This window comes from Arthrobacter sp. TJ-266, from assembly GCF_058269115.1.
The window spans coordinates 651,247-662,743 of sequence record NZ_JBZCNC010000001.1 but is presented as its reverse complement, the minus strand read 5'-3'; the positions used below and the strand labels follow the sequence as shown (position 1 = coordinate 662,743).

General features: G+C 67.7%; 15 protein-coding genes. 5 read left to right on the top strand and 10 right to left on the bottom strand.

Features of this window, described 5'->3' with window-relative positions; translation table 11 throughout:
• Positions 1-5: 5 nt before the first annotated feature.
• The 3 genes from AC4D12_RS03425 (at position 6) to AC4D12_RS03415 (ending at position 2,304) form a co-directional block, all read left to right on the top strand.
• Positions 6-938: a type II secretion system F family protein gene (locus tag AC4D12_RS03425; RefSeq protein WP_490948384.1), complete on the top strand. Its 933-nt coding sequence runs from the start codon at positions 6-8 to the stop codon at positions 936-938.
• Between the two features lie 13 nt (positions 939-951).
• The gene (locus tag AC4D12_RS03420; protein WP_490948382.1) at positions 952-1,830 is read left to right on the top strand and encodes a type II secretion system F family protein; all 879 of its coding nucleotides are present in this window, start codon (positions 952-954) and stop codon (positions 1,828-1,830) included.
• Between the two features lie 114 nt (positions 1,831-1,944).
• Positions 1,945-2,304, top strand: a complete 360-nt coding sequence (locus AC4D12_RS03415) for a hypothetical protein (RefSeq protein WP_490948380.1) — start codon at positions 1,945-1,947, stop codon at positions 2,302-2,304.
• 37 nt (positions 2,305-2,341) lie between these two features.
• Here the strand turns inward: AC4D12_RS03415 and AC4D12_RS03410 are convergent, their stop codons facing one another.
• The gene (locus AC4D12_RS03410) at positions 2,342-3,157 is read right to left on the bottom strand and encodes a response regulator transcription factor (RefSeq protein ID WP_490948378.1); all 816 of its coding nucleotides are present in this window, start codon (positions 3,155-3,157) and stop codon (positions 2,342-2,344) included.
• A gap of 220 nt (positions 3,158-3,377) precedes the next feature.
• Between AC4D12_RS03410 and AC4D12_RS03405 the strand changes: the two genes are divergently transcribed.
• Both AC4D12_RS03405 and AC4D12_RS03400 read left to right on the top strand, forming a co-directional pair.
• The gene (locus AC4D12_RS03405) at positions 3,378-5,039 is read left to right on the top strand and encodes an ATP-binding protein (RefSeq protein WP_490948375.1); all 1,662 of its coding nucleotides are present in this window, start codon (positions 3,378-3,380) and stop codon (positions 5,037-5,039) included.
• The gene (locus AC4D12_RS03400) at positions 5,040-5,663 is read left to right on the top strand and encodes a prepilin peptidase (protein WP_490948373.1); all 624 of its coding nucleotides are present in this window, start codon (positions 5,040-5,042) and stop codon (positions 5,661-5,663) included.
• Here AC4D12_RS03400 and AC4D12_RS03395 read toward each other — a convergent pair.
• From AC4D12_RS03395 to AC4D12_RS03355, 9 genes are all read right to left on the bottom strand, one after another.
• Positions 5,660-6,616 (bottom strand): tRNA pseudouridine synthase A, encoded by a 957-nt coding sequence (locus AC4D12_RS03395; protein ID WP_490948371.1) that lies wholly within the window; start codon positions 6,614-6,616, stop codon positions 5,660-5,662. The two genes, AC4D12_RS03400 and AC4D12_RS03395, sit on opposite strands and share 4 nt — an antisense overlap.
• A 21-nt stretch (positions 6,617-6,637) precedes the next feature.
• Positions 6,638-7,255 carry a 50S ribosomal protein L17 gene (gene rplQ, locus AC4D12_RS03390; protein WP_490948369.1) on the bottom strand — a complete coding sequence of 206 codons (618 nt, stop codon included), beginning with the start codon at positions 7,253-7,255 and terminating at the stop codon, positions 6,638-6,640.
• 58 nt (positions 7,256-7,313) lie between these two features.
• Positions 7,314-8,324, bottom strand: coding sequence for a DNA-directed RNA polymerase subunit alpha (locus tag AC4D12_RS03385; RefSeq protein WP_490948367.1), 1,011 nt, complete (start codon positions 8,322-8,324; stop codon positions 7,314-7,316).
• A gap of 148 nt (positions 8,325-8,472) precedes the next feature.
• Entirely contained in the window at positions 8,473-8,874 is a 402-nt protein-coding gene (rpsK, locus tag AC4D12_RS03380; RefSeq protein ID WP_019481517.1) for a 30S ribosomal protein S11, read from the bottom strand.
• Positions 8,875-9,025: 151 nt separating this feature from the next.
• Positions 9,026-9,403, bottom strand: coding sequence for a 30S ribosomal protein S13 (rpsM, locus tag AC4D12_RS03375; protein WP_104166355.1), 378 nt, complete (start codon positions 9,401-9,403; stop codon positions 9,026-9,028).
• A gap of 161 nt (positions 9,404-9,564) precedes the next feature.
• Positions 9,565-9,678 carry a 50S ribosomal protein L36 gene (gene rpmJ / locus AC4D12_RS03370; protein ID WP_043440658.1) on the bottom strand — a complete coding sequence of 38 codons (114 nt, stop codon included), beginning with the start codon at positions 9,676-9,678 and terminating at the stop codon, positions 9,565-9,567.
• 21 nt (positions 9,679-9,699) lie between these two features.
• Positions 9,700-9,921 (bottom strand): translation initiation factor IF-1, encoded by a 222-nt coding sequence (infA, locus tag AC4D12_RS03365; protein WP_019481515.1) that lies wholly within the window; start codon positions 9,919-9,921, stop codon positions 9,700-9,702.
• 174 nt (positions 9,922-10,095) lie between these two features.
• Positions 10,096-10,923: a type I methionyl aminopeptidase gene (map, locus tag AC4D12_RS03360; protein ID WP_490948365.1), complete on the bottom strand. Its 828-nt coding sequence runs from the start codon at positions 10,921-10,923 to the stop codon at positions 10,096-10,098.
• Positions 10,924-10,929: 6 nt separating this feature from the next.
• Positions 10,930-11,493 carry an adenylate kinase gene (locus AC4D12_RS03355; protein WP_490948771.1) on the bottom strand — a complete coding sequence of 188 codons (564 nt, stop codon included), beginning with the start codon at positions 11,491-11,493 and terminating at the stop codon, positions 10,930-10,932.
• Positions 11,494-11,497: the final 4 nt, after the last annotated feature.

Genomic DNA, 11,497 nt, shown 5'->3' with positions numbered 1-11,497 from the left:
GGGTGATGCTCCAGTTCGTCCTGGGCGTGGCGCTCGTTCTCGGCGCGATCGGAGCGACGGCGATTGCCCTGGCACCGCCTCAGTCGCCAGTACCCCTCGATCGGCGCAGGCCGCCGCTCGACACCCCGAATTCGCAGTTGACGCGCTTCGCCGGCGCCATCGGTCGCGCGATGGATGCGTATCTCACACGCCATCCGATGCGCTTCCTGGCACAGAACGTGCTCGAGATGGCGGGCATCAGGGTGAGCCAGGCCGAGGTATACCTGCTGATCGTGCTCGGCGGCATCACGGGAATGCTCCTCGGATGGTTCCTGGTCTCACCCGTCCTTGGGGTGCTCCTGCTCCTCGCGTCACCCGCCATCGCCCACGTCGTCGTGTCCTTCCTCACCGGGCGCCGTCGGCGCCGCTTCGACGGGCAACTGGGTGACACGCTCCAGCTGCTCACCGGCGGGTTGCGCGCCGGACACAGCATCCTCCGCGCCATCGACGCCGCCGCCACGGAGGCGGACAGCCCCACGTCCGAGGAGATGCGCCGGATCGTCGCGGAGACGAGTCTCGGGAAGGACCTGCTCGCCTCGCTCCTGGACACCTCGCAGCGCATGCAGAACGAGGACTTCGCGTGGATCGCCCAGGCCATCCAGATCAACAGGGAGGTGGGCGGCGATCTGGCCGACGTCCTCGATCAAGTGGGCCACACCATCCGCGAACGCACGGAGATCAAGGGGCACATCAAGGCGCTCGCTGCCGAGGGCAAGTTCTCCGCGTACATCCTCGGAGCGCTACCCTTCGGCATCGCCATCATGCTCACCGTCGTCAGCCCGGGATATATCGATCCGCTCTTCACCAAGCCGCTCGGATGGGCCATGCTCGGTGCGGCCGCGGTCATGATGACCATCGGCGCTTTGTGGCTGCGCAAGATCATCGACCTGAAGTTCTGACGGGAGCCCTGCCGTGAACCCCACCCTGCTCGCATCACTGCTGCTGATCAGCGCTCCCCTGGCGTACTTCACCTGGGCACTCCTGACCTCGGACACGAAGCTGCGGCGCACTGTTCAGCAGAACCTCGTCCAGGGATCCGGTCCGTCCGCAGCGGTGGCCGACAAGCCCAGCCCGCTCCTCATGCTGGGCCGTCGGCTCACCCCCGCTTCCTACATCACGAAGCTCGACCGTCTGCTGTCACTCGCAGGGCGGCCCGCGTCGATGCCTCTGGCGAAGGTCCTGACCGCCAAGCCACTGCTCGGTCTGGCAGGTGCGCTCGCGGGATTGCTGCTCCTGCAGGGAAACTCGAGCAAGACGTTCGTTCTCCTCGCTCTGTTCGTCACGGTGCTCGGGTACATGGTGCCGGACCTGCTCCTCTACAGCAGGGGCCAGGAACGCCAGAAGGCCATGGCCCTCGAGCTCGCGAACACCCTGGACCAGATGCTCATCTCCGTGGAAGCCGGCCTCGGCTTCGAGAGTGCCATGCAGCGGGCCGGTGAGACCGGCAAGGGGCCGCTGGCGGAGGAACTGGTGCGGACCCTCCAGGACATGCAGGTGGGGCGGAGTCGACGGGAGGCGTACCTCGCGATGGCGGACCGCAGCTCCATCCCGGAGCTTCGAAGCTTCGTGAAGGCCATCGTGCAGGCGGACGCCTACGGGATCGCGCTGTCAGGCGTGCTGCGTACGCAGGCGAAGGTCATGAGGGTCAAGCGCAGGCAGCGCGCGGAGGAGAAGGCCATGAAACTTCCGGTCGCAGTCCTGTTCCCGCTGCTGCTCTTCATCTTCCCCGTGCTGTTCATCGTCATTCTCGGCCCGGCAGCACTGAACGTGATGGACACGTTCGCAGGCTGATGAGCACGTCAGGAAGAGGACAGTCAGTCATGTCACAACACGCACCCAGCACCTGCGACGCTCTCCCCGGCTCACCACCAGCCGATCACCAGAACCTCACCGTAGGCTGAGGCGATGCTCCAGGACACCTTGCCGCTCGTCGACCTCGCCACCCTCGCCCACCTCGAGAAGCAGCTCAACGACCCCCGCCCTGCCCGAGCCTTCGCACGCGACTACATCACGGCCTTCCAGGACCGCTACCTCCGGCTCACCCACGCCGTGGGGAACCGCGATCTGGAGGCCGCCCTCGAGGCCTCCCTGAGCCTGCGCAATTCATCCCGCATGGTGGGCGCCGAACGCCTGTCCGCGATGACCGCCGGCTTCGAGTCCGCCGTCGTGTCCGCCGACCTCGAATCCGCCCGCCGTGCGCTCCTCGACATCGAGCGCTGCGGCCTCGACACCATCGGCGAGCTGGAGTCGCGCTACCTCGCCTGACCCGGGTCGGTCACCGGGGTGTCGGCCCTGACAGGCGTCAGGGCGCGGCGGACGGCCGCAGCGGCGTCAGGCGGTATCCGACGCCCCGCACGGTCTGCAGCCAGCGCGGGTTCTTCGGATCCTCGTCGAGCTTGCGGCGCAGGTTCCCGACGTGCACCTCGATGGCACGCTCGTCGGAATCGCTGATGTAGGTGTTCTCGCCGTAGTAGTCCCCCCGAACCACGCGTACGAGGTCCGCCTTCGTGCGGACCGCGCCGTTGCTCTTGAGCATCTCCTTCAGCAGGTCGAATTCGCTGCGGGTCAGGGGGAGGTCGCGCCCGTCCACCATCACGGTGCGCGCCGCGGCATTGAGGACGAGTCCGTTGTGCTCGATCGCCGGGGCGACGGGCGCGCTCGCGGCCTGGGCCGGTGCGGTGGCTGCCGCAACGGGGACGACGGCCGCGGGCGCCGCGGGCGATGCGGCCCCGACCGGCTCGGGGACGGCCCGCGGTCTACGCAGCATCGCGGAAATGCGGGCACGCAGTTCGCGCGGCCGGAAGGGTTTGGTGAGGTAGTCGTCGGCACCTGATTGCAGCGCAGTGAGAGTGTCCAGTTCGTCGCCGCGAGACGTCAGCATCACCACGTAGCAGTTACTGAAGGCCCGCACCCTGCGCAGCACCTCGTACCCGTCGATGTCCGGCAGCCCGACGTCGATGGTCACCACCGTCGCATCGTTGGCACGGATGAGTTCCACGCCCGACTTGCCGTCCGGCGCCACGTGCACCTCGAATCCCGATTGCCGCAGCACGGCCGCCACGAGGTTCCGCACGTCCGAATCGTCCTCGATGACGACCGCCACTCCTGGATCGCTCATTCCCCATGCACCCCGTTCCCTTGTGTGCCGGCATGCTCTTCCGCCGTCATAATTCCCATTGTGCCCATACTTCCGCAGGAACCGGCGCCGTTTCGGGCGCTGAACCGGACCTTCACGCCATAATGGGGTCAGTACGTAGGTCTCAGCGTCGGGAAGTATCGAATGCAGCTTGTCATCGTGTGCTGGGTAGTGCATGCCTAGGGGGGCTCGGACGCTCTGGATGCGCTCCGCGGTAGCGCGTGCAACCCTGGACCGATCCGTGGTGCTCTGCCAGCTTCCCCTGGCGCTCATCGTGGTCGTCCTCGGGGTCACCTCCCCCGTCCTCCGGCCCGGCCTCCTGACGAACAGGACGTTCGAGCTCGGCCTGTCCATCGTCCTCGTGCTGCTGGCACTCAGCGTGATCGTCCCCTGGCGGGAGCTACCACGGGGTCTGCTCCTGATCGTGCCTGTCCTCGACTTCCCGGCCATCGCCATGGTCCGCGCGGGCGCCATGGAGACGCAGCCTGCGCTCGGCGTCCTCGTCATCTTCCCCGTGCTCTGGCTCATGCGGTCCTCTCTGCACGCAGGTGTCGCGCTGTCGATCACGGCGCTCGGGTCCCTGCTCGTCACCCTGTGGCCACTGCTGGGGCAACTCGGGTCGACGTCGCTCCAGACGTTCGTCGGTCAGCTGCTGCTTCCTGTCGTCATGCTCTGCATCGGCGGTGCGGTGCGCATGATGAACCTCACCGCCCAGGCGCGGGAGCGCGAACTCGAGCGGAAGGATCGCGAACTCCATGGGCTCCTCCAGTCGGCGATCGACCGTGAGCGGCTGCTGACGGCGATCCTGAACACGGTCGACGTCGGCCTCACGGCTGCCGACGCCAGCGGCGAGATCACCCTGACCAATCGCCAGCAGGAGCTGTTCAACCGGCTGGCCACGAGACACGACGGCGACGGCGAACGCGAGCTGGTCTTCGGCGCCGACAGGGTGACGCCGCTGCCCGCGGACAGGAGGCCGGTGTACCGCGCCCTCACGGGCGAGATCTTCGCGGACCAACTCATCTGGGTGGGTGAGGGCGACGCCCAGCGCGGCCTGTCCACCGCCGCGCGTCCGATCACCGATGCCGACGGCACGATCACCGGCGCCCTCATCGCCTGCAGCGACGTCACGGAACTGGTCGACGCCGTCAGCGCGAAGGACGCCTTCATCTCGAACATCTCCCACGAGTTCCACGCGCCGCTCACCTCCGTTCTCGGGTACCTGGAACTCGTGCTCGAGGACGAGCATCCCCTCCCGCCGCACCTGCACGGGTACGTCGACGTCGCCGGGCGGAACGCGGAGCGGGTGCTGCACCTCGTCGCCGATCTGCTGTCCACGGCGGGTGACCGCGTCCGCGTGCACCCGCGACCGGTCGATCTCGCGGCGCTGATCGAGATGAGCATCCGGTCCAACCGCCTGCGGGCCCAGGACAACCGGGTGAAGCTCCGCTCCACGGTCGAGGATCCCCTCTGGACCCTGCTGGACCCCCTGAGGATCTCGCAGGTCCTGGACAACCTGCTCTCCAACGCCATCAAGTACTCGCCCGGTGGCGGGATCGTGACCATCACGGCCGAGGAGACCGACTCCACGATCGACCTCCACGTCGAGGACAAGGGGATGGGCATGACCGAGCAGGAGGCGCAGCAGGTCTTCTCGCGGTTCTACCGCACTCCTGCGGCGCGCAGCGCGGACATCGCGGGAGCGGGGCTCGGGCTCGCCATCACCAAATCCATCGTGGAGAGCCACGGCGGGCACATCGCCTGTTCGAGCGTCCCCGGCAAGGGCACGCGGTTCACCGTGACCCTCCCGGTCAACGGCGAAGTGAGCCGTGTGGCCCACGATTCCTTCGAGGAATCCGTCTAGGTGCTGCCGGTCATCGTCGCCGCGGTGGTCGCGGCCGTTCTCGGCTTCCTGCTGTTCGGCCTCGCCGGCAGGGACCAGCGGACGGTCCTGCCGGCGGCCTGGCGAGTGCCTGTCACCCTCGTGTCCGGTCTGCTGGCGGGCGCTGGAGCGGCTGCGACCGACCTTCTCGCGGACGTGCCGCTGGTCGTGGCCCTCGCAGCATTCGGCACCCTGCTCTCCGCGATCGACGCGCGGTCCAAGCTCCTCCCGAACGCCGTGCTGGTGCGGTTCCTGGCACTGACAGTCACGCTCCTCCTGGTCGGCGCGGCGGTCACGGGTCAGTGGGTCGGCCTCGCCGGCGCTGCGGCGGGAGCCGGAGCCCTCTTCGCCGTGTACCTCCTGCTCGCGCTGATCTCGCCCGCGGGCATGGGCATGGGTGACGTGAAGCTCGCCGCGGTCCTCGGACTGTACGGCGGCTGGGCAGGGGCCGCCGCCTGGATGGGCACGCTGCTGGGCGGTTTCCTCCTCGGCGGCCTCGCGGGCGTCGCGGTCCTCGTGTTCCGTCGGGGATCGCGCGGCTCCACGTTCCCGTTCGGTCCCGGCATGCTGGTCGCAGCGTTCGCGAGCTTCGTCCTGCTCGGCTAGTCGCTCGCAGGCCGAGGCCCGTCGAGGTGTGCGGCGGTGCGCCGGGCCCGGGTGAGCCCTGCCCGCGCCGCCACGCCGTCGTCGTCCGGGTAGGCGATCTCCTCGAGCACCAGCGGGTGCGGTGCGGCGAGGATCGAGCGCGCGTCCTTGACGCGCGCGGCGAGCCTCTCCCCCAGCCATGCCGGAGGCATCTCGCCCTCACCGACACACAGGGTGGAGCCGATCAGCGCCCGAACCATGTTGTGGCAGAACGCGTCGGCCTGGATCGTCGCGGTGATTACCCCGTCGTCGCCGCGCCGGAACGCGTAGCCCTGCAGTTCACGGATGGTCGTGGCGCCCTCACGCGGCTTGCAGAAGGCCGCGAAGTCCTGCATCCCGACGAGATGCGCCGCGCCCTCGTTCAGCAGAGCGACGTCGAGCGCGGCCGGATGCCACAGCGTCACATGGCGCCGCAACGGGTCCTGGCCCGTCACGGCATCCGCGATCGCGTAGCTGTAGCGGCGCCACAGCGCCGAGAACCGGGCGTCGAACCCCGGCGGCGCGAGGGCGGCGGCGCGGACGACGACGGCGGGCACGGAGTTCCGCACCGAGCGGCCCCTGCCCGTGATGCCGTCGGTCAGCTCCCGGTTGATGGTCCCCGTGAGACGCCGGAGGAAGGCGATCTCCGGGCCCACGTCACGCCCGCGCGCCATGCCCTGCCACTCGAGGGGCGTCAGATCGGCGTGGGCCACCTGGCCCCGTGCGTGCACCCCGGCGTCGGTGCGGCCGCCCACCGTGAGCCGGACCGGCCGCTGGAGGAGGGTGCCCAGGGCATTCTCGAGCACCCCCTGCACGGAGGGCAGGCCCGGCTGCAGCGCCCACCCGGAGAACGGCGAACCGTCGTAGGCGATGTCGAGCCGGACACGCAGAAGCCCGCCGTCCCTTGCGGGAACGGCGGGCTCAGGCGTGTTCATACGGTGTGAAGTGGCGAGAAGCTACTTCTTCTCGTCCTCGACCGTGCCTTCGACGACGACGACCTCGTCAGCGGCACCGGACTCGCCGTCGATGGTGGTGTCCTCGGCGGACACCTCCTCCGTGGGCTCGACGGTAGTGGCATCCGTGGCGTCCGACGCGGCGTCGACCGAGTCGGCGGAGTCGGTGGACTCCGGAGCCTCGACGGGCGCTGCAGCAGGCACGGCGGAGGGGGTCGACGCGGCACGCTCGGCCTCGGCCACGACGGACTGCTTCGCGGACATGGGCTCCAGCACCAGCTCGATGACGGCCATGGGGGCGTTGTCGCCCTTGCGGTTACCGATCTTCGTGATGCGCGTGTAGCCACCCTCGCGGTTGGCGACGGCAGGAGCGATGTCCGTGAACAGCTCGTGGACGATGCTCTTGCTGCTGATGACACCGAGAACACGACGACGCGACGCGAGGTCGCCCTTCTTCGCGAACGTGATGAGACGCTCCGCGTAGGGACGCAGGCGCTTGGCCTTCGTCACGGTCGTGGTGATGCGCTTGTGCTCGAACAGTGAGGCGGCCAGGTTGGCGAGCATCAGGCGCTCGTGCGCCGGACCGCCTCCGAGGCGTGGGCCCTTGGTGGGTGTGGGCATGATTGATTCTCCTCAGTGGGTGCCCGTCCCGCTTCCCAGCGGGCGGACGGATGGTGTTTTAGAGCTCTTCGTCGCCGTAGCCGGCGTCGTCGTCCTCGATGGCGGCTGCACGTGCGGCGAGGTCGAAGCCCGGAGGGGAATCCTTCAGGGACAGACCGAGCTCCACGAGCTTCGCCTTGACCTCGTCGATGGACTTCGCACCGAAGTTGCGGATGTCCATGAGGTCGGCCTCGGAACGTGCCACGAGTTCACCCACGGAGTGGATGCCCTCGCGCTTGAGGCAGTTGTACGAGCGGACCGTCAGCTCGAGGTCCTCGATCGGCAGCGCCATGTCCGCGGCGAGTGCCGCGTCCGTCGGCGACGGGCCGATCTCGATGCCCTCGGCGGCGGTGTTCAGCTCGCGGGCGAGTCCGAACAGCTCCACCAGGGTGGTGCCTGCGGAAGCGACGGCGTCGCGGGGAAGGATCGCGTCCTTCGTCTCGACGTCGACGATCAGCTTGTCGAAGTCGGTGCGCTGCTCCACACGGGTCGCCTCCACGCGGAAGGTGACCTTCAGGACGGGCGAGTAGATGGAGTCGACCGGGATACGGCCGATCTCCGAGTCGCCGGACTTGTTCTGCGATGCGGACACGTACCCGCGGCCACGCTCGATGGTCAGCTCGAGCTCGAACTTGCCCTTCGAGTTGAGGGTCGCGATGTGCAGGTCCGGGTTGTGGAACTCGACACCGGCGGGCGGCGCGATGTCCGCAGCGGTGACGACGCCGGGACCCTGCTTGCGCAGGTAGGCGACCACGGGCTCGTCGTGCTCCGAGGAGACGGCGAGGTTCTTGATGTTGAGGATGATCTCGGTGACGTCCTCCTTCACCCCGGGAACGGTGGTGAATTCGTGCAGCACGCCGTCGATGCGGATGCTGGTCACTGCGGCACCGGGGATGGAGGACAGCAGGGTGCGGCGGAGCGAGTTGCCGAGGGTGTAGCCGAAACCGGGCTCCAGGGGCTCGATGATGAACCGCGAGCGGTTGTCGGCGACTACTTCTTCAGTCAGGGTGGGGCGCTGTGCAATGAGCACGTACATTTCCTTTCAGGGAGCATCCGCTATATGACGCTTCCACATGGGTGGGACTGCTGGTCGGCCTGCTCGAAACTGCTGAACGGCACCGAACCGCCCTGCCTGAACGGATGTTCCTGCAGGGCGGCACGGTGACCGGGAGAGCTGACTAGACCCGGCGACGCTTCGGCGGGCGGCAGCCGTTGTGGGCGCTCGGAGTGACGTCCTGGATGGACCCGACCTCGAGGCCGGTCGCCTGCAGCGAGCGGATCGCCGTCTCGCGGCCCGAACCGGGGCCCTTCACGAAGACGTCGACCTTCTTCACGCCGTGCTCCTGTGCGCGCTTCGCAGCGGCCTCGGCGGCCATCTGCGCCGCGAACGGAGTCGACTTGCGCGAGCCCTTGAAGCCGACCTCGCCGGCCGAGGCCCACGAGATGACTGCACCGCTCGGGTCCGTGATGGAGACGATGGTGTTGTTGAAGGTGCTCTTGATGTGCGCCTGACCGAGCGCGATGTTCTTCTTGTCCTTGCGACGCGGCTTGCGCACCGCTCCACGAGTCTTGGGGGGCATTACTTCTCCTACGAAGGTATTGGGTAAAGCAGTGATCGGCTGATCGGACGTTTTCCGGTGATTTGGACCATCACCGAGCGGATGGGCCCCTGGTGGCGGGGTTCCCTGGCCGGGCGAGCGCTAGCGAGCCCGGTTAGGGGGCCATCAGGGATTAGCGTCCGACCTTCTTCTTGCCTGCGACCGTACGCTTCGGGCCCTTGCGGGTACGTGCGTTCGTCTTCGTGCGCTGTCCGCGCACAGGAAGGCCGCGGCGGTGCCGAATGCCTTCGTAGCTGCCGATCTCCACCTTGCGGCGGATGTCGGCGGCAACTTCGCGTCGGAGGTCACCCTCGACCTTGAAGTTACCCTCGATGTAATCGCGGAGCTGGACCAGCTCGATGTCCGAGAGATCCTTGACGCGCGTGTTCGGGGAGATCCCCGTGTCGACGATCGTCTTCTCCGCGCGGGTCTTGCCCACGCCGTAGATGTAGGTGAGCGCGATGACAACCCGCTTTTCGCGGGGAATGTCTACGCCTGCGAGACGTGCCATGGTGGCGGTGCTCCTTCAGTGGTGCCGGAGGTGTGGAGCAGAACGATCCCGGACGGTTCGTCCGGTCCCCGGCCTCCGAGCCGGGGGTGTACGCGCCGCGTGGCGCGCCGTTCTGCCGTTGATGTACTTCTACGCGTGGGTGTCGACCTCGGAGGAGGTCGTCAGCCCTGGCGCTGCTTGTGGCGCGGGTTCTCGCAGATGACCAGCACGTTGCCCTTACGGCGAACCACCTGGCACTTCTCGCAGATCCGCTTCACGCTCGGATTGACCTTCATGGCGTTCCTTCGAGTCGGTTCTTATTTGTAGCGGTAGACGATACGGCCCCGGGTGAGGTCGTACGGGCTGAGTTCCACGACAACCCGATCCTCGGGGAGGATCCGGATGTAGTGCTGGCGCATCTTTCCCGAGATGTGGGCGAGAACAATGTGACCGTTGGCGAGCTCAACGCGGAACATCGCGTTGGGCAGCGCCTCGTTCACAGTGCCTTCAATCTCAATGACACCGTCTTTCTTGGCCATATCCTCCGCTAACGTCGATTCCCGCTCATGTGAATGGCGGGTGGTGTGGGGTTTCGGTTGCCGGACCGCGCGAAGCCGGAGCTCGAACACGGAAGGTTCTCGGGGCCCTCGAGGGCACGAAAAGCAGAGACAACCAACAGACAACAGTACGCTACGTGCGCCGTGATCGTTAAATCAGTTCCCCAGCGGCGCGGGCGTCACTCCGAGGGGCTCCAGACGGGACGCTCCCCCGTCAGAGGCCGAGAGCACCCAGATGCCGTCCTCGTGCACGGCCACACTGTGCTCCCACTGGGAGGCGCGGGCGCCGTCGGTGGTGACGACGGTCCAGTCGTCGTCCAGCACACGGGTCTCGAGACCACCCTGGACGAGCATCGGCTCGATCGCGAGGCAGAGACCGGGCCTCACCTTCGGGCCCCGGTTCGAACTCCGGAAGTTGAGGACGTCGGGCGCCTGGTGCATGGCGGTCCCGATGCCGTGACCCACGTAGTCCTCGAGGATCCCGAGCGGCGGGCCGGGTCGGGAGGACACGAAGTCGTCGATGGCCGCGCCGACGTCCCCGACGAAACGAGCCGAGGCGAGAGCAGCGATACCGTGCCAAAGGGCGTCCTCGGTCACCTCCGACAGGCGGACGTCCTCAGGTCGTGGTGTTCCCAGGATGACGGTGCGTGCCGAGTCGGAGTGCCAACCGCGCACCACGGCGCCGCCGTCGATCGAGATGATGTCGCCGTCCTGCAGCACGTATCCGCCGGGGATCCCGTGCACCACCTCGTCATTGACGGATGTGCAGATGCTGGCCGGGAAGCCGTGGTAACCGAGGAAGTTCGACGTCGCACCGGCCTCCCGCAGGACACCCTCGAACACCTCGTTCAGGTGTTCGGTCGTGACGCCGACGGCCGCAGCGGCGACCGCTCGGTCCAGAGCGTCGGAGAGCACGAGACCTGCCTCGCGCATGACGCGCATCTGGGCGGTCGACTTGTACTCGACCTTCGACTGGCGGAACACGGTGCGCTAGCTCGCCACCTTCAGGGCCGTCATGACCCGCTCGGTGACCTCGTCGATGCTACCGATGCCGTCCACCTTCGTGACGATCCCGCGCTCGTCGTACCGCGAGACGACCGCCTCGGTCTGGTCGTGGTAGAGGCCCAGGCGATGCCTGATCACGGACTCCTGGTCGTCGGACCGCCCGTCGAGAGCGGCGCGGCCGAGCAGGCGCTTGACGAGTTCCTCGTCGTCGGCCGTCAGCTGCAGGACGACGTCGAGGGCCAGCTCGTTGGACTCGAGGATGTCATCCAGTTCCACCACCTGCGACGCCGTGCGAGGGTAGCCGTCGAGGAGGAAGCCCTCCTGCACGTCGTCCGCCGCGAGCCGGTCACGCACCATGCTGTTGGTGACGCTGTCCGGCACGAAGTCGCCGGCGTCCATGAACTTCTTGGCCTCCACACCGAGCGGCGTCTCGCGCCGCACGTTGTCCCGGAAGATGTCGCCGGTCGAGATCGCCACGACACCGAGGCGCTCGGAGATCCGTGCGGCCTGGGTGCCCTTGCCGGAACCGGGCGGACCGATGATGAGCATCCTC